The organism is Burkholderia sp. Nafp2/4-1b (assembly GCF_003635165.1).
Classification (GTDB): Bacteria; Pseudomonadota; Gammaproteobacteria; order Burkholderiales; family Burkholderiaceae; genus Burkholderia.
In genome coordinates this window covers 231,041-253,252 of record NZ_ML058619.1, presented here as the reverse complement: position 1 = coordinate 253,252, position 22,212 = coordinate 231,041, and the positions used below count along the sequence as shown (strand labels likewise).

General features: G+C 70.1%; 21 protein-coding genes. 16 read left to right on the top strand and 5 right to left on the bottom strand.

Features of this window, described 5'->3' with window-relative positions; genetic code table 11:
* Positions 1 to 129: 129 nt before the first annotated feature.
* The 3 genes from C7H84_RS27825 to C7H84_RS27815 all read right to left on the bottom strand — a co-directional run bounded on the left by C7H84_RS27825 (position 130) and on the right by C7H84_RS27815 (position 2,395).
* On the bottom strand, positions 130 to 399 hold the full coding sequence (locus C7H84_RS27825; RefSeq protein WP_121861783.1) for a hypothetical protein: 270 nt from the start codon (positions 397 to 399) through the stop codon (positions 130 to 132).
* 102 nt (positions 400 to 501) lie between these two features.
* Positions 502 to 1,317, bottom strand: a complete 816-nt coding sequence (locus tag C7H84_RS27820) for a family 1 encapsulin nanocompartment shell protein (RefSeq protein ID WP_121861782.1) — start codon at positions 1,315 to 1,317, stop codon at positions 502 to 504.
* Positions 1,310 to 2,395 carry a Dyp-type peroxidase gene (locus tag C7H84_RS27815; RefSeq protein ID WP_121861781.1) on the bottom strand — a complete coding sequence of 362 codons (1,086 nt, stop codon included), beginning with the start codon at positions 2,393 to 2,395 and terminating at the stop codon, positions 1,310 to 1,312. The genes C7H84_RS27820 and C7H84_RS27815 overlap by 8 nt, the downstream gene beginning before the upstream one ends.
* Positions 2,396 to 2,811: 416 nt before the next feature.
* On the opposite strand from C7H84_RS27815, the gene C7H84_RS27810 reads away from it, so the two are divergent.
* From C7H84_RS27810 to C7H84_RS27800, 3 genes are all read left to right on the top strand, one after another.
* Positions 2,812 to 3,228, top strand: coding sequence for a LysR family transcriptional regulator (locus tag C7H84_RS27810; protein ID WP_240462113.1), 417 nt, complete (start codon positions 2,812 to 2,814; stop codon positions 3,226 to 3,228).
* Positions 3,225 to 3,698, top strand: a complete 474-nt coding sequence (locus C7H84_RS27805; protein WP_121861780.1) for a phosphate-starvation-inducible PsiE family protein — start codon at positions 3,225 to 3,227, stop codon at positions 3,696 to 3,698. Before C7H84_RS27810 ends, C7H84_RS27805 begins: the two co-directional genes overlap by 4 nt.
* Positions 3,699 to 4,023: 325 nt before the next feature.
* Entirely contained in the window at positions 4,024 to 5,559 is a 1,536-nt protein-coding gene (locus C7H84_RS27800) for an FAD-dependent oxidoreductase (RefSeq protein ID WP_121861779.1), read from the top strand.
* Between the two features lie 165 nt (positions 5,560 to 5,724).
* Here C7H84_RS27800 and C7H84_RS27795 read toward each other — a convergent pair whose 3' ends face one another.
* Positions 5,725 to 5,943, bottom strand: coding sequence for a DUF6566 family protein (locus C7H84_RS27795; protein WP_121861778.1), 219 nt, complete (start codon positions 5,941 to 5,943; stop codon positions 5,725 to 5,727).
* Positions 5,944 to 6,280: 337 nt separating this feature from the next.
* On the opposite strand from C7H84_RS27795, the gene C7H84_RS27790 reads away from it, so the two are divergent.
* Positions 6,281 to 7,486, top strand: a complete 1,206-nt coding sequence (locus C7H84_RS27790; RefSeq protein WP_121861777.1) for a zinc-dependent alcohol dehydrogenase — start codon at positions 6,281 to 6,283, stop codon at positions 7,484 to 7,486.
* A gap of 29 nt (positions 7,487 to 7,515) precedes the next feature.
* On the top strand, positions 7,516 to 7,848 hold the full coding sequence (locus C7H84_RS27785; RefSeq protein WP_121861776.1) for a four-helix bundle copper-binding protein: 333 nt from the start codon (positions 7,516 to 7,518) through the stop codon (positions 7,846 to 7,848).
* A gap of 4 nt (positions 7,849 to 7,852) precedes the next feature.
* On the opposite strand, the gene C7H84_RS27780 is transcribed toward C7H84_RS27785, so the two are convergent.
* A complete protein-coding gene (locus tag C7H84_RS27780) occupies positions 7,853 to 9,442 on the bottom strand; it encodes an ATP-binding protein (protein WP_121861775.1) in 1,590 nt (529 codons plus the stop codon).
* Positions 9,443 to 9,741: 299 nt separating this feature from the next.
* On the opposite strand from C7H84_RS27780, the gene C7H84_RS36570 reads away from it, so the two are divergent.
* The 11 genes from C7H84_RS36570 to C7H84_RS27725 all read left to right on the top strand — a co-directional run bounded on the left by C7H84_RS36570 (position 9,742) and on the right by C7H84_RS27725 (position 22,186).
* The gene (locus tag C7H84_RS36570; RefSeq protein WP_162999378.1) at positions 9,742 to 10,107 is read left to right on the top strand and encodes a chemotaxis protein; all 366 of its coding nucleotides are present in this window, start codon (positions 9,742 to 9,744) and stop codon (positions 10,105 to 10,107) included.
* Between the two features lie 241 nt (positions 10,108 to 10,348).
* A complete protein-coding gene (locus tag C7H84_RS27770) occupies positions 10,349 to 11,317 on the top strand; it encodes a BON domain-containing protein (RefSeq protein ID WP_121861774.1) in 969 nt (322 codons plus the stop codon).
* Positions 11,318 to 11,498: 181 nt separating this feature from the next.
* On the top strand, positions 11,499 to 14,222 hold the full coding sequence (locus C7H84_RS27765; protein ID WP_162999383.1) for an ABC transporter transmembrane domain-containing protein: 2,724 nt from the start codon (positions 11,499 to 11,501) through the stop codon (positions 14,220 to 14,222).
* The gene (locus C7H84_RS27760; protein ID WP_121861773.1) at positions 14,164 to 14,691 is read left to right on the top strand and encodes a hypothetical protein; all 528 of its coding nucleotides are present in this window, start codon (positions 14,164 to 14,166) and stop codon (positions 14,689 to 14,691) included. The genes C7H84_RS27765 and C7H84_RS27760 overlap by 59 nt, the downstream gene beginning before the upstream one ends.
* 178 nt (positions 14,692 to 14,869) lie before the next feature.
* Complete coding sequence (locus tag C7H84_RS27755) at positions 14,870 to 15,619, top strand: SDR family oxidoreductase (RefSeq protein ID WP_121861772.1); 750 nt, start codon at positions 14,870 to 14,872, stop codon at positions 15,617 to 15,619.
* Positions 15,610 to 16,221: an HAD-IIIA family hydrolase gene (locus C7H84_RS27750; protein WP_121861771.1), complete on the top strand. Its 612-nt coding sequence runs from the start codon at positions 15,610 to 15,612 to the stop codon at positions 16,219 to 16,221. Before C7H84_RS27755 ends, C7H84_RS27750 begins: the two co-directional genes overlap by 10 nt.
* Positions 16,218 to 17,426, top strand: a complete 1,209-nt coding sequence (locus C7H84_RS27745) for a glycosyltransferase family 9 protein (RefSeq protein ID WP_121861770.1) — start codon at positions 16,218 to 16,220, stop codon at positions 17,424 to 17,426. The genes C7H84_RS27750 and C7H84_RS27745 overlap by 4 nt, the downstream gene beginning before the upstream one ends.
* A 3-nt stretch (positions 17,427 to 17,429) precedes the next feature.
* The gene (locus C7H84_RS27740; RefSeq protein ID WP_121861769.1) at positions 17,430 to 19,175 is read left to right on the top strand and encodes a carbamoyltransferase C-terminal domain-containing protein; all 1,746 of its coding nucleotides are present in this window, start codon (positions 17,430 to 17,432) and stop codon (positions 19,173 to 19,175) included.
* The gene (locus C7H84_RS27735; protein ID WP_121861768.1) at positions 19,172 to 20,173 is read left to right on the top strand and encodes a glycosyltransferase; all 1,002 of its coding nucleotides are present in this window, start codon (positions 19,172 to 19,174) and stop codon (positions 20,171 to 20,173) included. The genes C7H84_RS27740 and C7H84_RS27735 overlap by 4 nt, the downstream gene beginning before the upstream one ends.
* Positions 20,170 to 21,246: a glycosyltransferase family 9 protein gene (locus C7H84_RS27730; RefSeq protein ID WP_121861767.1), complete on the top strand. Its 1,077-nt coding sequence runs from the start codon at positions 20,170 to 20,172 to the stop codon at positions 21,244 to 21,246. Before C7H84_RS27735 ends, C7H84_RS27730 begins: the two co-directional genes overlap by 4 nt.
* The gene (locus C7H84_RS27725; protein ID WP_121861766.1) at positions 21,236 to 22,186 is read left to right on the top strand and encodes a glycosyltransferase family 4 protein; all 951 of its coding nucleotides are present in this window, start codon (positions 21,236 to 21,238) and stop codon (positions 22,184 to 22,186) included. Before C7H84_RS27730 ends, C7H84_RS27725 begins: the two co-directional genes overlap by 11 nt.
* Positions 22,187 to 22,212 lie beyond the last annotated feature (26 nt).

Sequence of the window (22,212 nt, the reverse complement as noted above, 5' to 3'; positions counted from 1 at the left end):
CGGCCGTGTGTGTGATGGCGCCACGCCGCGTCGCTCGCGTACCGCAACGGACGCGCGGCGCGACGCCTCGGGCGAAGTGGACGGGTGGCACGGTGCGGCCCGAACGGGGCGCGACCGTTGCGACCGGCGTCAGTCGGTGAGTGTCATCGCGAGCCGCTGCCGCGCAATCTGCTTCACGTCGGCTGACAATGCCGCATTCTGCAGACCATTGGCCCACACGGAGAACGAATCCTCGATGAGGTTGCGGGTGTCGGGCGGCAGTTCGGCCAGCATCAGCGACACCACGGTGAACAACACGGCGGTGTCGCCGGCCTGGCGGGTCGCGTTCGCGTCGACGGCCTGCTTCAGGCTGTCGACCGACGCTTGCAGCGCCTGTAATGCGTCATTCGAATCGCTCATGTCACGCTCCATGCAGGATGGTTCGGGCGGCGACGAACGTGCGGTCGGTCATGCGGCCGGTGCGTGCGCGACGCCTCGCAAGCGTCGCGCACGGGCGGGACGTCAAATCACAGCGGCGGCCTGCGGCGCCACGGCCACCGATGCCTCGCTCGTCAGCATCAGGAACGTGAACGTTTCGCGCAGGTACAGGCGCACGACCTTGTCGGTATGGCTCGTGTAGCCGATCGACACGTCTTCGCCGAGGTGCAGTTCATAATCGCCGCCGCGGGTCGACAGCACGCAGCCGCCGCTGATCGCCGGCGCCCAGATGATTTCGCCGCTGACGATGCGCTTGATGTGGCCGAGCACCGGATAGCCCTGGTCGCGCGCCTCGCTGAGCGCCGTGTACGCGTCCGAGCCGAGCACGACGGTGTACGGGCCATCGACGCCGGCGAGCCGCAGCGCTTCGAGTGCGTCGCTGATCGCGTCCGGGTACGCGCTGACGTCGGTCGGCAGCGTGAGCTTGCGGTTCGACGTGCCTTCGCGGATGCCGACGATGCCGGCGGCCGGATAGCCGTCGAAGATCGCGCCGTCTTCCGCGAACGCGAGCCGTTGCGCGGCGTCCTTCGCCGGCTGCCAGTCGGCATCGCGCGCGCCGCGCTCCACGCTGTCGATCGCATCGCGGCTCAGTTCGAACGGCACCGTCAGCTCGACGATCGTGCGGACCTCGCGCAGTCGCGCGCTCACCAGCTCGCGCGGCGCGGTGACGTCGCTCAGATGCCCGGTGCCGACGGCCGACAGCTCGGGGCCGGCCGGCCCTTCGACGTCGACCACGCGGCGCCCGGCCACCGAGCGCTTGAAGGTGCGTGTGACTTCCTCCTCGATCTGCTCCCAGGCGGACGACGAAATGGGTGCGAGTTCGCGGTGCAGGTTATTCATAGACTTTGGCTCCTTTCAGCGATCCGATGTTCAATGAGCCGTCACGACGCGACTCGGTAGAAGAGGGTGCCGGCGGTGCGGCGGCGGGGGCCGCGGCGTCGGCGGCGGCCGGTGCGGGGCGGTCGGCGAGCGCTTCGAGCAGGTCGGCCGACGGCACGAAGAACAGCGAGCCGGTGACCGCGCGGCTGAAGTCGAGCAGCCGGTCGTAGTTGCCGGGCGGGCGGCCGACGAACATGTTCTCCAGCATCTGCTCGATCGGCGCCGGCGAGCGCGCGTAGCCGATGAAATAGGTGCCGAATTCGCCGGAACCGGGGCGCCCGAACGGCATGTTGTCGCGCAGGATCTTCACCTCCTGGCCGTTCTCGTCGAGCGTGGTCAGCGAGCTGTGCGAGCACGACGGCTTCACGTCCGGCGCGAGCTCGATGTCGGACAATTTGGTGCGCCCGATGATGCGCTCCTGCGTCTCGACCGCGAGCGCATTCCAGCCGGCCATGTCGTGCAGGTACTTCTGCACGATCACGTAGCTGCCGCCCGCGAATTCCGCGTCTTCGTCGCCGATCACCGTGAAGTCGACCGCGTCGCGGCCTTCCGGGTTCTCGGTGCCGTCGACGAAGCCGATCATCGCGCGCTGGTCGAAGTTGCGAAAGCCGTGCACCTCGTCGACCACGGTGACCGCATCGCCGAGCGCGGTGAGCAGCTGCGTCGCGAGCTCGAAGCACAGGTCCATCGCGTCGGCGCGGATGTGCAGCAGGATGTCGCCGGGCGTCGCGATCGCGACGCGCTGGCCGGCGCCGAATTCGCGAAACGGATGCAGCGACGCGGGGCGCGGGTCGCCGAACAGCGCATCCCACGCGTTGGAGCCGAAGCCGCACACGCACGACAGGTTGCCCTCGGGCACGCGCTTGCCGACCGAGCGCACGAGCGCGGCGATGTCGCCGCACCATCCGCGGATCGTGTCTGCGTGATCGGCGCCGGCGTTGACCGTGGCGACGAGGAAGATCGCGCTGCGCGTGATCGGGCTGTGAACGGCCTGGGAAAGCGGGGGACGGGTTTGCATCGCGGGCTGCCGGTCAGTCATGTCGGGACGGGCGGGCAGCGGCGGCCGCGGCGCGCGAAGGCGAACGGTTGGACTGTGTCATGCGACTGTTCTCTTTGTGACATGCGGATGAAGGACGTTGCGCGGGCAGCGCGCAACGGGCCGCAGCGGCGGCGGCCTGCCGCCCGGGCGCGAAAGGGGAGGCAGGCAGAATCGCCGCGCGTTCGCCCGGCGCGTGACTGTCCGCACCGCGTAACGTCGTCGAGCATGCAATCTAGCAGCTTCGGCGGGCCTTTGGAACACGTATCGGCGATCTGTCATTCGAATCGGTTGATCGCGGTCCGGTTTTGCGCGACGCGCGCGCAGCTGTGCTCCCGACGCCCGCGCCGCTGTGCTCTTGAGCGCCCCACGGCGCGTGCAGTAGATTAGGTTCGCTCCGGCCGACGACGAGGACCATCATGATGAACCTGCTGGAAGCGATGCGTATTTTCGTCGCGGTGGTCGAGCGTGGCGGGCTGTCCGGCGCGGCGTCCGAACTGTCGCTCGACGACGCGCGGCTGAGCGAGCGGCTCGATGGCCTCGAACGTTATCTCGGCTGCCGGTTGCTGATCGCCGCGGCCGGCGGCGACGTCGCGTGCACCGATGCCGGCGTCGCGTTTCTCGCGTGCTGCCGGCGCACGCTGTCCGCGGTCGCACAGGCGACTGGCGCGAGCGGTGCGGCTGGCGCGCCGGGCGCGATCGACCCGAGCGCGGCCGATGCGTGCGCAACCATTTCCGCGGTGCCCGTCTCGGGCTTCACGTTGCCCGACGCGATCGGCCGCGTCGCCCGCGCATCGAGCGCGTCACCTACATCCTTGCACCGACCATCGCCTTGAATACGTCCACTGCTTCCGCCGATACGGCCGCCGAGCGCATCCGCCGCTGCTTCGGCCATTTCCTCCACGCGGCCGAACTGGCCGGGTTGATCGTGATCGGGCTCGCGACCGCGTTCGCGATGACGCAGGAAGCGTGGAAGGTCGTGCTCGCGGGCGAGGTGTCGCTGACCGACCTGCTGCTGATGTTTCTCTATCTCGAGGTGCTCGCGATGGACGTGCGCTACCTGCGGCTCGGCCGGTTGCCGGTGCGCTTTCCGCTGTTCATCGCGATGACGTCGCTCGCGCGCGACCTGATCCTGCGCGGCGCGACCGACAGCCCGGAGCGGATGCTGATGACCACGTTCGGGATCGTGCTGCTCGCGGTGGGTGTGCTGATCCTCAGTTTCGGTCAGCATCGCTATCCGGCGGAAGTCGACGATGTCGAGGAGGATGCGCGCACGCGGCGGCAAGCGGGCAACCCGCGCGGGTGACGGAGGAACACGCGGGGTATCGAGCACCGGGACGGCGATGCGCAACGTGCGCGCGGTGTACGTCACGCGCTCGGCTGGACGCGCGCGAATCCCGCACCGGCCGGTGATCGATCCACGCGGCACGCGGCTTGCTTTGCATCGCGGGCCGCCGCTCGCAGGCGCATGCTGCGTGTTGCACCGCAACGTCGTCGACGTTCTACGCCGGTCGCGGATCGCGTCTTACCTACAGTTCGCATTTGCGTGCGCTGCGGGGTCGTCTGTACCTGTTCTTTTCGAGAACGACGCCGATAATCGAATCGTTGCCTCACACCCAGGGAGCCCCGCCATGTCCGCAAGCGACGCCTCGTCTTCACGTCCCGATCTCGCGCAGGGCATCGCGCTCGACGACCTCGCCGATGGCGCGATGATCGAGGGCCAGGTCGGCGATGCAGCGGTGCTGCTGGTGCGCCGCGCCGACGAACTGTTCGCCGTGAGCGCGCAATGCCCGCACTACGGCGGTCCGCTCGCCGAGGGGCTGCTGGTTGGCGACACGATTCGCTGCCCGTGGCATCACGCGGCGTTCTGCCTGCGCACCGGCGCAATGCTGCGCGCGCCGGCGCTCGACGGGCTGACGTGCTGGCGTGTCGAGCGCCGCGACGGCCGCGCGGTCGTGCTCGATGCGCGTCCCGCCGCAACGCCGCCGATACCGAACGCGGCCGCGCTGCCTGCATCGGTGGTGATCGTCGGCGGCGGCGCGGCCGCGATCGCAGGGGCGGTGACGCTGCGGCAACAGGGCTATCCGCATGCAATCACGCTGTTGAGTGCCGACGGCGAGCCGCCGTACGACCGGCCGAACCTGTCGAAGGATTATCTGGCCGGCACGGCCGAAGCCGACTGGTTGCCGCTGCGCGGCGCATCGTTCTATGCCGACCAGCGCATCGACGTGCGCTGCGGCACGCGTGTCGCGCGGATCGATCCCGCGCAGCACGCGGTCGAACTGGCGGACGGCAGCCGCGTGGGCTACGGCGCGCTGCTGCTCGCCACCGGCGCCGAGCCGAACCGGCTGAGCGTGCCGGGTGCCGATCTGCCGCACGTGTGCGTGCTGCGCTCGCGCGCCGATTGCGATGCGTTGATCGGCAAGCTGAAGACGGCGCAGCGCTGCGTCGTGGTTGGCGCGAGCTTCATCGGTCTGGAAGCGGCCGCCGCGCTGCGCACGCGCGGGCTCGACGTGCAGGTGGTCGCGCCCGATGCGCATCCGATGGCGCGCGTGCTCGGCGACGCGCTCGGCGACACGATCCGCGCGCTGCACGAGTCGCATGGCGTGCGGTTCCATCTCGGCGCGACGCTCACGCAGATCGCGCCGGACTGCGTGACGCTGTCGAACGGCGACGTACTGCCCGCCGACGTCGTGGTGGTCGGCATCGGCGTGCATCCGGACGTCGCGCTTGCGCAGGAGGCGGGGTTGGCCGTCGATCGCGGCGTGACGGTCGATCGTTTCCTTCGGACGAGCGCGCCCGACATTTACGCGGCCGGCGACATCGCGCGCTGGCCGGATCCGTTGACGGGCGAGCGCATCCGCGTCGAGCACTGGGTTGTCGCGGAGCGGCAGGGCATCGCCGCGGCGCGCAACATGCTCGGCCAGCAACGGCCGTTCGACGCCGTGCCGTTCTTCTGGAGCCAGCACTACGACCTGGCGGTGCGTTACGCGGGCCATGCCGAGCAATGGGATCGTGTCGAGATCGACGGCGACCTGCGCGCGCATGACGGTTCGGTGACGTACTGGCGCGGCAACAAGCGGCTCGCGGTCGCGACGATCGGCCGCGATCTCGACTGCCTGCGCGCGGAAGCGGCGCTCGAGCAGCAGGACGCGCCGCACGCGTGAATGCGGGCTGTCTTGCGACTCGGCCCCGCCCCTCATTCCGCCGTTCACGCTCACGCGATCGCTCGCCTTTGCGCAGGTTGCCGATTGGTAACGTGCAGCGCCATCGGGTGCGCGGCGCACGCAGCCGTGCACCGCTTATAACGCCCGGCGCCACATGGGACGCGGCTAGCGGTCGTGCGTGCGGATCATCACGCGGCCCTGGTCGATGCCGCCGCGCAGCGCTTCGTCGCAGGTGAGCCATTCGGGTGTGACGAGTTCGGGCGCGGGCAGGTCGATCGGTGCGCCGTCGCGGAAGATCCGCACGTGCGCGACCCACGCGCCGTTCGCATTGCGCGTCGCTTCGACGCGAATCTCGTGATCCATGTACGTGTCGCTTGCTTGCATCGGTCGGTACCTCCATCGCCGGCGAACGAGGACGCGGCGGCCATACGGTGCGCGAGCACAACCGCATCGTCGCGCGGGCCGCCGCCAGTGGTGAGTCGATCGTAGCAGCATCGCGCGGCGCGCGTACCGGCCCGAGGTGCGGGCGCGCCGCGAAGAAGCGCGTGCGTCGCCCGTCGTGACGCGGCCCGGCGAATGCGGGACTTAACGGTGCGACCGGCGCGCGCGGCATGAGCGGCATGAGCGCCTCCGCCGACCCCGCACACCGACAGGCGCGCACCTTGCTCGAACAGCACGACGGTATCTGCACCGTTTCCGCTTTCGACAAGGAGGGCCTCACATGAAAGCAGTCGTATTTCACGGCATCGGCGACATTCGCATCGATACGGTACCCGACCCGGAAGTCGCGCAGGCGACCGACGCGGTCGTGCGCCTGACGGCCAGCGCGATCTGCGGCACCGATCTGCACATGGTGCGCGGCACGCTCGGCGGGATGAAGCCCGGCACGATTCTCGGTCACGAAGGCGTCGGCATCGTCGAGACGGTCGGACGCGACGTGCGCAACCTGAAGCGCGGCGATCGCGTGCTGATCCCATCGACGATCGCGTGCGGCAGCTGCGTGTACTGCCGCGCGGGCTACACGGCCCAATGCGACGTCGCGAACCCGGGCGGCCCGCGCGCCGGCACCGCGTTCTTCGGCGGCCCGGCCGACACGGGCCCGTTCGACGGGCTGCAGGCCGAATACGCGCGCACGCCGCTCGCGAATGCGAGCCTGATCCGGTTGCCCGACGCGATCGACGACGATCGCGCGATCCTGATGTCCGATATTTTCCCGACGGGCTATTTCGGTGCGCAGCTCGCGGAAGTGAAGCCGGGCGATACGGTTGCGGTGTTCGGCGCCGGGCCGGTCGGACAGTTCGCGATCGCGAGCGCGAAGCTGATGGGCGCGGGGCGCGTGATCGCGATCGACCGCATCGCGTCGCGGCTCGAGATGGCGTGCGCGCAAGGCGCGGAAACGATCGACTTCTCCGAGGAAGATCCGGTCGACACGATACTGCGGCTCACCGGCGGAATCGGCGTCGATCGCGTGATCGACGCGGTGGGCGTCGACGCGATGCGGGCGACGCACGGGCCGGCGGCAGCCGATCATGACGCCGCGCGCGCGTTCGATGCCGAAGTCGACGCGGTCGCGCCGCGCCGCAAGCCGGACGGGCGCAACTGGGTGCCGGGCGACGGGCCGTCGCAGGTGCTGCAATGGGCGGTGCGCGCGGTCGCGAAGGCGGGCACGGTCTCGGTGATCGGCGTGTATCCGCCGCAGGCGCGCGTATTTCCGATCGGCGAGGCGATGAACCGGAACCTGACGATCAAGATGGGCAACTGCAATCACCGGACCATCACGCCGCATCTGATCGAGCTGGTGCGCAGCGGTGCGTTCGATCCCGCGTCGGTGCTCACGCGCTGCGAGCCGCTGACCAACGCGATCGACGCGTATCGTGCATTCGACGTGCGCGAGCCCGGCTGGATGAAAGTGAAGTTGACGCCATGACGACCCGAACCGAAACCAGGAGCGCCGCGATGAACGAGACGAACGCCTGCTACGACAACTGCATGGCCGCTTGCGATGCGTGCGCGCATGCGTGCGACTCATGTACGGCCGGCTGTCTGGCCGAACCCGACGCGCACAAGCTGGCCGACTGCATCGCCCTCGACATCGAGTGCGCGCAGCTGTGCCGCTTCGCGTCGGGCGCGATGGCGCGGCGCAGCGCGCTCGCGCCGCACGTGTGCGCGTTGTGCGCGCATGCGTGCGACCTGTGCGCGAGCGAATGCCGGCGACATGCGCACGACCATTGCCGCCGCTGCGCGCTGGCCTGCGAAACCTGCGCGGCGATGTGCCGCGCGATGGCCTGAGCGCTCAGCGCGCGTCCCGCACCTTGCGCGCGACGCGCTGCAACAGCGCGTCGAGCACCGCCATTTCGACGGGCTTCACGAGGTGATCGTCGAAGCCTTCGCTTGCGGTGCGCGCGAGGTCGGTGGGGCTCGCATGACCCGACAGCGCGACGCACGTCATGCCGGCCAGCGTGTCGATCGCGCGCAGTTCGCGCAGCAGCGTGTAGCCGTCGATGTCGGGCATCGACAAGTCGATCAGCATCAGGTGCGGGACGGTTTCGCGCGCGAGCGCCAGCGCGGCGTCCGCGTCGTATGCGGCGCGCGGCGCGTGGCCCTTGACCTGCAGCAGCACGGCAAGCGTGTCGGCGGAGTCGCGGTTGTCGTCGACGACCAGGATGCGCAGCGGCGCGTCGGCACGCGGTTCGGCCGCACGCGGCGCGGGCGCTTCGGCGGGCGCGGTACGTGTCTCGGGCGCGATCGGCAGTCGCACCGTGAACGTCGCGCCGTGGCCGAGGCCGTCGCTTTCGGCGCTGATCATCCCGCCGTGCAGTTCGACGAACGAGCGGCAGATCGCGAGGCCGAGCCCGAAGCCGTCCGACGGGTGCAGGTCCGGTTTGCGTTCCTGTTCGAACAGTTCGAAGATCGATTCGAGCGAGCTCGGCGCGATCCCGACCCCGTGATCGGTCACACGAATCGCGACGACTGGCCCTTCGACTTGCGCACCGACGTCGATCCGCCCGCCCTGTGGCGAGAATTTCGACGCGTTGTCGAGCAGGTTGTGCAGCACTTGCACGAGCCGTGTGACGTCGCCGCGCACCGTGACCCCATCGGCCGGCAATTCCACGCGAATGTGCTGGCCGCGCGCGGCGAGTTTCGGCTGGACGCTTTCCACACCGCGGCACACGACGTCGCGCACCGTCACCGGTGCGTAGTCGAGCTCGACCTTGCCGGCCGTAATGCGTCCGACGTCGAGCAGATCGTCGACCAGCCGTGTCAGCTGGCCGATCTGACGGTGCACGGCGTCGCGGCACTGCGCGAGCGCGGGCGCGGGATCGGGCAGGCTCTGCAGCACGCCGACCGAATGGCGCAACGGCGCAAGATGGTTGCGCAGCTCGTGCGCGAGCATCGCGATGAACACGCTGAGCCGGTGCGTCGACGCTTCGAGTTCCGCGAGCCGCTTGCGCTCGGTCATGTCGCGCGTGATCTTGATGAAGCCGGCCAGTTGGCCGACGTGGTCGCGCACGGCGGTGATCGTCACATTGGCCCAGAACAGCGAACCATCCTTGCGCACGCGCCAGCCTTCGTCCTCGAAGTGGCCGTGCGCGACGGCCTCCTGGAGGCCGAGCGCGGGGCGGCCGGCCGCGATCGCTTCCGGCGGGTAGAAGCGCGAGAAGTGATGGCCGACGATCTCGGCGGTGCGGTAGCCCTTGATGCGCTCCGCGCCGCGGTTCCAGGTCGCCACGTTGCCGTGCGGATCCAGCATGAATACGGCGTAGTCGCTGATCGCGCCGACCACGGTCTCGAACCGGAACTCGGCGAAACGGTGAAGGAGGTCCTGCGCATCGGCAGGCTCGAGCGGCGGGGGCAGAGTGGTAATAGCGTCGTCTTTCTTCATTGGCACGGCATGTCGGTTGCGGGCGGACAGGAACTCCGCCCAGTCGCCAGCCGGTCTGACCGGCGGCGAACATTAAGACCCGATTGAATCCCGCGAAAGCATAAGGGAACTCAATTCACCTGATCAATGGGAGCGCATTGCGCGTGCCGCGCCGGCGCGTCCACTTGATCGGGGGCTTCCCGCGTCCGGCGGCGGCGATCCGGCATGCGGATTGCATCCCATGGCGACCCGCACGCCGCGGCTTGCCCGGCGAGAGACGCCCGGCGGGCGGCAGCCCGACGCTACACGAGGACACCGACATGAACAGCACCTTGAACCCCGACAACGAACCGGCCGGCCCGGACGACGACAATGCAACACGCGGCCGCGACGGTCGCGCGCTGGGGCCGAGCGACTCGTCCGACAGCGGCAGCGATACGGCTGGCGCGCGGCGTCATCCGTTCGACATCGATTCGCCGCTCGACGATCACGCGCTGGAACGCGGCGATGCGTCGCTCGACAGCGATACGGATCGCGCGGGTACCGGCGAGCGTGCGTCCGCGGATGGCGATTCGACGCTGGAGGAAGGCGCCGACATCGAGCCGGATCGCACCGAGCGGCTGAGCGACCCCGGCAGCACGGATGACCCCGATGCGCCGCCGGAACCGGGCGCGGGGCGTTGGTAAGGGCCTGGCACCACGCCTTGCGCAAAAACTGCAATGGCGTTGCAGATAGGCACGACCTTAGGCCGGCAGACCCACCCGATCGATACGTGACTGCGCTGACTCGCAATGTCGGCCGCGCGCCGGCTTTCCGGCGCGGGGGCCGGACGGTCGCGCGGCACGCGATTTGCAACGCCCGGATCGACGCGCGCCGCGTCGCGACAATGGGGCCGTGCGCGGCACAGGCGCGATCTAGGAGGACACGATGCAACGACGATATACCGGACGGCACGGCGAACGACGCGGCCCGCCGGACTGGCAGGAGCGCGGAGAACGCGCATACCGGGGCGCCGGCGAGCGGGATTTCCGCGGCGATGAATCGGAACGGCACGACGCCGACTATGAATCCGCGTACCGGCGCTTCGCAAGCGAAGACGTCGGCCCCGAGGACTGGGGCAGCGAGTGGAGCGAGCGCTCGGCGCGCTCTTCCGCCGAGCAGCGCCCGCGTGGCGGCGGCGAGTGGCGCGACATGCGCACCGGCTCGCGCGACGCGGCATGGGAGGCCGAACGCGGCTACGGCAATCGCGGTGGCGGACCAAGCGACGAAGGCCGCTATGGCAGCGACCGGCCGGGATTTCGCGGCCATCACCGGATGGGCTGGTACGGCGGCGAGCGCGATTACGATCCGCGCGATCCGCGTCGCGCGGACGCGCCCGACCTGTCGCGCTTCGGCAGCGATGCACAGCGCCAGGCGATGCGTGAGCGGCGCGGCCCGAAGGGCTATACGCGCTCGGATGAGCGGATTCGCGAGGATGTTTGCGAGCGGCTCGCGCATGCGCTCGATATCGACGTGAGCGACGTCACGGTGGAGGTGCGCGACGGTCGCGTCGAACTCGACGGCACCGTGCCGTCGCGCTGGATGAAGCACGACATCGAGGACATTGCCGACAGCTGCATGTGCGTGCGCGACGTCGAGAACCGCGTGCGGGTGCAGCGAGACGGCGAACACGATACCGGCATGGTGCTGCATCCGTCGCAACGCACCGTCACGCCGACCCAGCCGGCGGCGCGCGATCCGGAGCCCGGCACGGGGAGCAGCAGTGCGAGCACGAGCGGCGGCGCCGGCAGCGGCACCACGACGAGCGGCACCACGACGAGCGGGACCGTGACAAGCGGCACCACGACAAGCGGCACCATGACGAGCGGCACCCCCGGCGGCGAATCGCGCCACTGACGGCCGCTGAACGGAACCCCCTGATCCCGGACACTCCATCGAGCGCATGACGACCGGCACCGACGACCCGACGCGCGACGACCGTCATTCCCACGGCAACGGCGCGCGCCGCGCCGACGGCGGCCGCGCCGCGCCGCGCCACCCCCACGATCGCGATGACCACGACGGCCGCGGCCTGCGCATGCGCATCGCGGCCGAGCTGTGGCGTGCGATCTGGCGATACCGCGCGCGCGTGCTGGCCGCGATCGTCCTGCTGGTGCTCGCGAAGGCGGCGGCGGTATCGGTGCCGCTGCTGCTCAAGGAGATCGTCGACGGGCTGGGCCGCGCGGCCGGTCAACCGATCGCGCTGCCGGTGCTGCTGCTGTTCGCGTATGCGGTCGTGCGCTTCGCGGCGAATGCGCTGAACGAAGTGCGCGACATGACGTTCGTGCAGGTCACGCAGCACACGGTCGCGTCGTTCACGGTGCGCACGTTCGGCCATCTGCACCGGCTCGGCGCGCGCTTCCATTCGCAGCGCGAGACCGGCGCCGTCGTGCGCGATCTCGAGAAGGGCACGGCCGGGATCGGCTACCTGCTCGGCGTCGCGGTGTTCACGATCGTGCCGACCGCGCTCGAAATCGGTTCGGTGCTGTTGATCGTGATCAGCAAGTACGGCGGCGGCTTCACCGCGATCATCCTGATCACGTTCGCCGTGTATGCGGCGTATACGATCGTGTTCACGCGCCGGCGCATGCGCTACCAGCGCCGCGTGAACGCCCTCGAGGCCGAATCGAACTCGCGGGTGGTCGACAGCCTGCTCAACGTCGATACGGTCAAGTATTTCGCGCGGGAGGACGTCGAGCGCGACCGGCTCGACCGCGTGCTCGACGACTGGCGCGAGGCCGGCATCGACAACCAGTACGCGCTGTCGACGCTGCACATCGGGCAAAGCGCGTGCATCGGTGCGGGCATCGCGGCGGTGATGCTGCTCGCGGGCCAGTATGTCGCGCGCGGCACGATGACGGTCGGCGACCTCGTGCTGATCAACGCATACATCATCCAGATCAGCCTGCCGCTGAACGCGCTCGGGTTCGTGTTCCGCGAGGCGAACGACGCGATGACCAACATCGAGCGGCTGTTCAGGCTGCTCGACGCGCGCGGCAAGCCCGGCGAGGACGGTGATGCGCCGGGCGCGCACCCGCTTGCGGTGCGCGGCGGCGCGATCGAGTTTGAACATGTGGACTTCGGCTACGAGCCGAGCCGGCAGATCCTGTGGGACGTGTCGTTTCGCATCGAGCCCGGCCAGTCGGTTGCGGTCGTCGGCGGCAGCGGCTCGGGGAAATCGACGCTCGCGCGGCTCTTGTTCCGGCTCTACCAGCCCGACGCGGGGACGATCCGGATCGACGGCCAGGACCTGCGCCTCGTGACCGAACGCAGCCTGCGCGATGCGCTCGGCATCGTGCCGCAGGACACGATCCTGTTCAACGACACGCTCGCCTACAACATCGCGTACGGCAAGCGCGACGCGACGCGCGGCGAGGTGATCGCGGCCGCGCGTGGCGCGCAGCTGGACGCGTTCATCGAGCGGCTGCCCGATGCGTACGACACGCGCGTCGGCGAGCGCGGCGTGCGGCTGTCGGGCGGCGAGCGCCAGCGCGTCGCGATCGCGCGCGCGCTGCTGAAGGCGCCGCCGATCGTCGTGTTCGACGAGGCGACGTCGGCGCTCGACACGCGCTCGGAACGCGCGATCCAGCAGGAGCTGATGCGCGTCGCGCAGCAGCGCACGAGCCTCATCATCGCGCACCGGTTGTCGACGATCGTCGAAGCGGACCGGATCCTCGTGATGGAGCACGGCCGCCTCGTCGAGCAGGGGACGCACGACGAGCTGCTGCAGAGCGACGGCGTGTATGCGCAGATGTGGTCGCTGCAGGCGAAGCAGCGCGAACTGGAGCGCACCGAGGCGAAGTTCGCGCTGCAGCCGGTGCGGATCAACCCGCTGGTCGCGCACGTACTCGATTCGCTCGCGGACGCGGCCGTGCAGCGCGGCGTGCCGGTGTTTCGCGAGCTGTCGAGCGAGGATCTCGTCGTCAAGGCCGACCCGGCCGCGCTGCGGCGCTTCGTGTGGGAGTTGTGTCGCGGCGGGATCGATGCGAGCAGCGGCGGTCAGATCGAGGTGCGAACCGCGCGGCACGACCCGGAAGCGCGGATCACGATCACGTGCGCGGGCGTCGAGGCGCCGGAGCTGTCGCTGGTCGATCTCGAACGGCTGCAGAGCGCGATCGAGGACGCGGGCGGCTACGTCGTGCGCGAACGCAACGACATCGGTGTGACGTTGCACCTGTCGCTGCCGATGTGCGCGCTGGCGCCGGCGTCGGTGCAACCGGCCGAAGGCGGCGCGGCAAATGCCGCCGCGAGCGCCGGCGTCGCGACCCATGCAGACGCGAAACCGCTCGACGGCCTGCTCGTCGCGTGCGTCGACGATCACGACGAGGCGCGCGAAGCGCTCACCGCGCTGCTGAAGGTGGCCGGCGCGGACGTCCGCGCGTTCGAATCCGGCCACGCATTGCTCGACGACCTGTGGCGCACGCCCCGCACGGACTGGCCGGCGCTGCTCGTCTGCGACATCGACCTCGGCGACGACGAGGAAGACGGCTACGCGGTGATGCGCCGCGTGCGGCAGCTCGAAGCCGAACGCGGGCGCGACGGCCGCGCGCCGCTCGAGGCGCTCGCGTTGTCCGGCCACGCGCGCGACCGCGATCGCACGCGCGCGGTCGAAGCGGGTTTCCATGCTTACCTGACCAAGCCCGCGGTAGCGGCCGACCTGATCGCGGCGCTGCGTGCGCTCGCGTATTCCTCCGGAGAGATCCATGTCGAACCTTCTGAATCCGACGACCACCGCAGCGCTGACCGACCGTCGCGGCGGTAGCGCGTTCGCCGACCGCCAGGCGGCGGTCGCAGCCGTCGAGCTGCTGCTGCCGACGTTGTCGGCCGCGTTGCAGAGCGACTTCGTCGGCGACAGCGGCTGCCTGCACATCGTGATCATGGATCCGGCGCTCGGGCCGCACGACGCGGCGTTCGAGGACGCCATCCTGTACGAGTTCTCGCTGCCCGACCCGAAGGACTGGGATGCCGACTATCGCGCGTACGCGCGGGCGAAGGCGCGGCTGTCGTGGGAAACCGGCCGCGACGGGCACGTCGTGCAGGCGCTCGAGCCGTACCGGCTGCGCGCGGGCGACACGAACCTGTGGGGCGCGGTCGCGCTGCACGGGATCGTGGTGGGCGTATCGGGCGCGCAACCCTGGTTCGACGAGGCGTTCGCCGGCTGCATCGCGCACTGCCTGCGCGCGCTCGCGAAGCACCGCGCGCAGGCGACGCCGGACGGCCTCGCGATCTGAACGACGGCGCGCGGACACGTTTTTACAGCCGGTTATAAAAAAGCCAGCGCGCGCGCGCTCCAGCCCGATGCGGCGCGGCCGTCCGCCCAGTGGCACGCTTTTCGCTCTGCCTCTTGTACGACGCTTGTCACGACAAGTGTCATCGCCACGATTCTTCGGACGCCAACAGGAGGTGCATGTGAACGCGACTCACGATTCCGCCCGACCGCCGCTCGCCGGCCGTACCGCGCTCGTCACGGGCGGCGGCCGCGGCCTCGGCGAGGCCATCTGCGAGGAACTGGCGCAACACGGCGCCCACGTGATCGTCGCCGATCTCGACGGCGATCGCGCGGCGGCTGTCGCGCAGCGGCTCGAGCGGCATGGCGGAAAGGCGGTCGGACGGCCGCTCGACGTGCGCGACGAGACGTCGGTGCTGCAGGTGGTGCACGACGCGCGCGAGGCGCTCGGCGATCTCGACATCATCGTCAACAACGCCGCGATCGACGTGACCGCGCCGATCGACGACGTCAGCGTCGCCGCATGGCAGCAGGTGATGATGACGAACCTGTTCGGCCCTTACCTGATGTGCCATGCGGCCGTGCCGATGATGAAGGCGCGCGGCAGCGGACACATCGTGAACATCGCGTCGACGGCGGCCAAGCGCGCATGGCCGAACGCATCGGCCTACCACGCGACGAAGTGGGGGCTGCTCGGCCTGTCGCATGCGCTGCATGCGGAATTGCGGCCGGCCGGCGTCAGCGTGTCGGCGATCGTCGCGGGCGGGATGCGTACGCCGTTCCTGCTCGACCGCTTCCCCGACATCGACGAGGACACGCTGCAGCCGCCCGAGCACGTCGCGGCCGCCGTGCGTTTCGTGCTGACGCAGCCGCCCGGCACCGTCGTGCCCGAGGTGATGGTGCTGCCGATGAAGGAGACGTCATGGCCCTGAGACGCGACCGGCGGCTGCCCGGCGCGGTGCTGCTCGACAAGGACGGCACGCTGCTCGAGAACGTGCCGTACAACGTCGACCCCGCGCGGATGCGGCTCGCACCCGGCGCTGCGCGCGCGCTGCGCACGCTGGGCGCGACCGGCATGCCGATCGCGGTCGTATCGAACCAGCCGGGCGTCGCGCTCGGCTACTTCACCGAACGTGAGCTTGGCGCGGTCCGCCAGCGTCTCGCCGAATTGTTCGAAGCAAACGGCGCGGTGCTGGCGGACTTTTTTTACTGCCCGCATCACCCGGCGGGCAGCGTGCCGCGCTACACGTGCGACTGTCTGTGCCGCAAGCCGCGCCCCGGGATGGTGCGCCGCGCGTGCGCGATGCTCGGCGCCGTCGCCGAATGGAGCTGGATGATCGGCGACATCCTCGACGATATCGAGGCCGGTCGCGGCGCACGCTGCAGCACGATTCTCGTCGACTGCGGCAACGAGACCGAATGGCGGGTCGATGCGGCGCGCACGCCGCATCACGTGGTCGACCGCCTCGATTCGGCCGCCGACATCGTCGCGCGCGAGGCCGCACGCCGCCACGGCCTGTGGGGGCGGCGATGAGCGCCGCGTGGGATCGTGCACGCCGGATCCTGTGCGTGCGGCTCGACAGCCTCGGCGACGTGCTGATGACGACGCCCGCGATGCGCGCGCTCAAGGAGAGCGGTCACGGCCGCCGGCTCACGCTGCTGACGTCGCGCACCGGCGCGGCTCTCGCGAACCACCTGCCGATGGTCGACGACGTGTGGACCTACGATGCGCCGTGGGTCAAGCATCCGGATGCACGCGGCGATCCGGTTGCCGATCTCGACATGATCGACCAGTTGCTGGGCGGCCGGTTCGATGCCGCCGTGATCTTCACCGTGTACAGCCAGAGCCCGCTGCCGGCCGCGATGATGTGCTGGCTCGCGGGCATTCCGCTGCGGCTCGCGCATTGCCGCGAGAATCCGTATGAGCTCCTGACCGATCGCGTGCCCGAAACCGAGCCGGATTCGCACGTGCGCCACGAAGTCGCGCGCCAGCTTGCGCTGGTGCGCTCGGTGGGCGCGAAGACGTCGGACTGGCGGATGGCGTTCGACCCCGGCGACGCGGCGCGACGCGCATTGCACGCGCGGCTGCGCGGCGCGTTGCAGCGCATCGGCGGCCCGCGCCGGGCAGGCCCCGCGCATGGCCGGTGGCTGGTCGTGCATCCGGGCGCGAGCGCGGCGTCGCGGCGCTGGCCGGCGGAGCGCTTCGGCGCGGCTGCCGCGCAGCTCGCGCCGCTGTTCGACGGCATTGCGGTGACGGGCAGCGCCGGCGAGCGCGCGCTCGTCGATGCGGTGTGCGAACGCGTCGGGCCGCGCGCGGTGCCGCTGGCGGGCGCGCTGCCGCTCGGCGAACTCGGCGCGCTGATCGAGACGGCCGATCTGCTGCTGTCGAACAACAGCGGCCCTGTGCATCTCGCGGCCGCGCTCGGCACGCCGGTCGTCGACCTGTACGCCTTGACCAACCCCCAGCACACGCCGTGGCGTGTGCCGCACCGCGCGTTGAACGTCGATGTGCCGTGCCGGAACTGCTATCGCAGCGTGTGCAACCAGCCGGGCCATCCGTGCCTGCTCGGCGTCGGCGTCGACGAGGTCGTCGCGGCGACGCACGCGCTGCTGCGCGGCAACGAGCGCCATGCGCAGCGGGCGGCCGCACGGGCCGCCGCGCAGCACGACGGCAACGAGCCGGCCGCGGCGGACGCCTCGAACGTGATTCCGTTCGCGCACGTCATCACCAGGAGCTGACGCATGCAGGACCCGATTTATACCCTCGGCATCAACGCCGCCTTCCACGACAGCGCCGCGTGCCTCGTGCGCGATGGCGTCGTGCTCGCGGCCGCCGAAGACGAACGCTTCACGCACGTGAAGCACGCGAAGCGGCCGGTGCCGTTCTCGACGTGGGAGCTGCCGTATCACGCGATCGACTACTGTCTCGCGGAAGCCGGCATCACGCTCGCGGACGTGGACCATGTCGCGTATTCGTACGACCCGTGGCTCGAACTCGATCGTCACGGCGACACGCAGGAGCTCACGCTGCCGCTCGAGCCGTCCGCGCATGCGCCGCGCGCCGACGGCGCGTCGCCGTGGCATCCGCTGTTCCTGTCGTCGATCGTGAACGCGCCGCGCCAGCTCGCGGGCGGCGCGCCGCACCACCTGCAGCGGCGCTTTCGCGGCGTCGCGCACGACGGGCCGTTCCGCTGGCACTTCATCGAGCACCATCTCGCGCACGAGGCCAGCGCGTTTCTCGCGGCGCCGTACGAGCGCTGCGCGGTGATGACGATGGACGGCCGCGGCGAACGCGCGACGACCAGTTACGGCGTGTTCGACGGGCAGTCGTACCGGCGGCTCGGCCAGGTCAACCTGCCGCATTCGCTCGGGCTGCTGTACGAGCGCGTGACGCGCTACCTCGGTTTCCTGCACTCGTCCGACGAATACAAGGTGATGGCGCTCGCGTCGTACGGCAAGCCGGTGTTCGCCGACGAGATGCGCAAGCTGGTGCGCTACAACGGCGAAGGCCGCTACGAAATCGATGAAGGCGATCTCGCCGCGATGTTCGGCGCGCCGCGCGAACGCGGTGGCCCGATCGAGCCGCATCACTGCGACATCGCGCATGCACTGCAACTGGTGCTCGAGGAAACGACGCTGCAGGCGGTCGACTGGCTCGCGGCCGAGAGCGGCGAGCAGCAGCTCGCGATGGCGGGCGGCGTCGCGCTGAACTGCGTGATGAACGCGAAGATCCGCGATCGCGGCCCGTTCGACGACGTGTGGGTGCAACCGGCTGCCGGCGACGCGGGTACCGCGCTCGGCGCCGCGCTGTGGACCGATTTCCGGATGCGCGGCACGCGCGGCGACTGGCGGATGGACCATGCGTATCTCGGGCCGTCGTACAGCGACGACGCGATCGAGGCGTTCCTGAAGGAAGCGCAGCTGCCGTACCGGCGGCTGGCGGACGTCGCCGCGCAGACGGCCGCGCTGCTGGCCGCGAACCGCGTGATCGGCTGGTTCCAGGGCCGCATGGAGTTCGGGCCGCGTGCGCTCGGCGCCCGTTCGATCCTGGCGTCGCCGATCGATCCGGACATGCAGCGCAAGCTGAACAAGATCAAGGATCGCGAGGACTTCCGGCCGGTTGCGCCGGTCGTGCTCGAAAGCAAGGCCCATCACTGGTTCAACGGCGGCAAGCGCACGCCGCTGCGCGCGCCGTTCATGCTGTTCGTGTACGACGTCGCGCCCGGAACCGAAACGACGATTCCGGCGGTGCGCCATATCGACGGCACCGCGCGCGTGCAGACCGTCGACGAAAGCCAGCATCCGCTGCTGCATGCGCTCTTGTCCGAGTTCGACGCGCTGACCGGCGTGCCGGTGCTCGTCAACACGTCGTTCAACACACGTGGCGAGCCGATCGTCTGTTCGCCGCGCGATGCGATCGAATGCTTCTGGACGTCGCCGCTCGACGCGCTCGTGATCGGCCCGTTCCTGCTGGAGAAGCCGAGATGAACATGCGTGACACGCACCTGCCGCCCGTGGTGTCGGTGGTCGTGCCGACCTATCGGCGGCCCGACCTGCTCGAGCGCTGCCTCGATGCGCTGTGCGTGCAGGTACTGGATCCGACGACCTACGAGATCGTCGTCGTCGACGACGACCCGGCGGGCAGCGCGCGCGCCGTCGTCGATGCGTGCCGGGAGCGCGTGAGCGACGTGCCGGTGATCCGCTACATGACCGCGCCCGCCACGCAGGGGCCGGCCGGCGCGCGCAACGTCGGCTGGCGCAGCGCGCGCGGCGCGCTGATCGCGTTCACCGACGACGACACGATTCCCGATCCGACCTGGCTGCGGCACGGCGCGGCCGCGCTGCTGGCCGAGCCGACGGCGGTCGCGGCGGCCGGGCGCATCGACGTGCCGTTGCGGCCGCGCCCGACCGACTACGAACGCGACGCGGCCGGCCTCGCGCATGCGGAGTTCGCGACCGCGAACTGCTTCGTGCGGCGCACCGCGCTCGAGCGCGTCGGCGGGTTCGACGAGCGCTTCACGCGCGCGTGGCGCGAGGATGCGGACCTGATGTTCGCGCTGCGCGAGCATGCGGGGCCGATCGTCGAGGTCGACGCTGCGCGGATCGTGCATCCGGTGCGTCCCGCGCACTGGGGCGCGAGCATCGGCCAGCAGTCGAAGGTGTACTTCGACGCGCTGCTGTACAAGAAACATCGCGCGATCTACCGGCGTCACATCCGGCCGATGCCGCCCTGGAACTACTACGCGGCCGTGTTGTTCGCGCTCGGCGCGCTCGGCTGCTTCGCGGCCGGCTGGCGCGAGCCGGCGATCGCATGCGCGACCGCGTGGGCCGTGATCACGGCCGCGTTTTGCGTGAAGCGGCTGCGCGGCACGCGGCTCACGCCGTCGCATGTGGCCGAGATGATCGTCACGTCGATCGCAATTCCGCCCGTGTCGCTGTATTGGCGCATACGCGGCTCGCTTCACTTCCGGGTGCTCTTCCTATGATGCTCGATTCCGCTTCGTCGTCAGGCCCGATGCGCATCGCGGTATTCCGCGCGCTGCAGCTCGGCGACATGTTGTGCGCGGTGCCCGCGCTGCGCGCGCTGCGGCGCGGCGAACCGCATGCGCGCATCACGCTGATCGGGCTGCCGTGGGCGCGCGAATTCGCGTCGCGCTTTTCGGACTACATCGACAACTTCATCGCGTTTCCCGGCGCGCCGGGCCTCGGCGAGCAGCCGCCCGCCGAGCCGGCCGCGCGCGAGGCGTTCATCGCCGAATGCCGCGCGCGCGACTTCGATCTCGCGATCCAGCTGCACGGCAGCGGCGCGCAGACCAACGCGATCGTCGCATCGCTCGGCGCGACGCGCACGGCCGGCTTCGTGCCGCCCGACGGCGGCGCGACCGCGCTCGACTGCTCGATCGTCTGGCGCGATGGCGAGCCCGAGGTCACGCGCTACCTGGCGCTGATGCGCAAGCTCGGCTACCCCGACTGGGGCGACTACCTGGAATTTCCGCTCGGCGGCCTCGACTACGCACTGTGGCATGTGCTCTGCGACGAGCACGCGCTCGATCCGGGGCGCTACGTGATCGTCCATCCCGGTGCGCGGATGGCGTCGCGGCGCTGGCCGGTCGAGCGTTTCGCGAGCGCCGCGCGGCAGCTCGCGGACGACGGCTGGCAGATCGTGCTGACCGGCACGCGCGCGGAGATGGCGCTCGCCGGTGCGTTCGCCGAACATCTGGCGCGGCCGTGCGTGAACCTGTGCGGCCGCACGCCGCTCGGCGCGCTGGCCGCGCTGATCGGCCGTGCGCGGCTTCTGTTGTGCAACGACACGGGCGTGTCGCATGTCGCGGCGGCGCTCGGCACGCCGAGCATCGTCGTCGCATGCGGCAGCGATACGGCCCGCTGGGCGCCGCTCGACACCGAACGACATCGCGTGCTCGCGAGCTACCCGGCGTGCCGGCCCTGCATGTTCGATTCCTGCCCGTACGGGCACGAGTGCGCGACCGCGATCGGCGTCGACGCCGTGATCGACCGCGCGGGCGAACTGCTCGCCGAGGAGAGACGTCATGTCACGTAAGCGGTTGCGCGTGCTCACCTGGCACGTGCATGGCAACTATATGTACTACCTGTCGCAGGCGCCGCACGATTTCTACCTGGTGACGAAGCCCAAGAACCCGCCCGGTTATGCGGGGCGGGTCGGGCACCTGCCGTGGGGCGAGAACGTGCACGAAGTGGGCGCCGAATGCGTGCGCGACACGGAATTCGACTGCGTGCTGTACCAGCATCACAGTCATTACGAGCACGACCGGGTGCGGCTCCTGAGTGAAGCGCAGCGCGCGCTGCCGACGCTGTTCGTCGAGCACGACCCGCCGCGCGAGCATCCGACCGATACGCTGCATCCGGTGCAGGACCCGAACGTGTTGCTGGTGCACGTGACGCCGTTCAACGCGCTGATGTGGGACAACGGCGTCACGCCGACCCGCGTGATCGAGCACGGCGTGCTGATGCCCGACGGTGTCGAGTATCACGGCACGCTGCCGAAGGGCGTGACGGTGGTGAACAACCTCGCGAAGCGCGGCCGGCGGCTCGGCGCGGACCTGTTCGAGAACGTGCGTCGCAGCGTGCCGCTCGATCTGGTCGGGATGGGGTCGAGCGAACTCGGCGGGATCGGCGAGGTGCCGAACCCGGCGCTGCCGCAGTTCCTCGCGCACTACCGGTTCTTCTTCAATCCGATCCGCTACACGAGCCTCGGGCTCGCGGTGATCGAGGCGATGATGATCGGCATGCCGATCGTTGCGCTCGCAACGACGGAGATGGCGCAGCTCGTGCGCAGCGGTCGCAACGGCGTCGCCGATACGCGGCCCGAGGTGCTGATCGATGCGATGCGGATGCTGATCCGCGATGCGGACCTCGCGCGCGAATGGGGCGCGGCGGCCAAGCGCGACGCGTGCGAGCGGTTCGGGATCGAGCGGTTCGCGCGAGACTGGGACAGTGCGCTGCGCGACGTGACGTCGTAGACGGCGCGGCCGGCGCGGCCGACGAT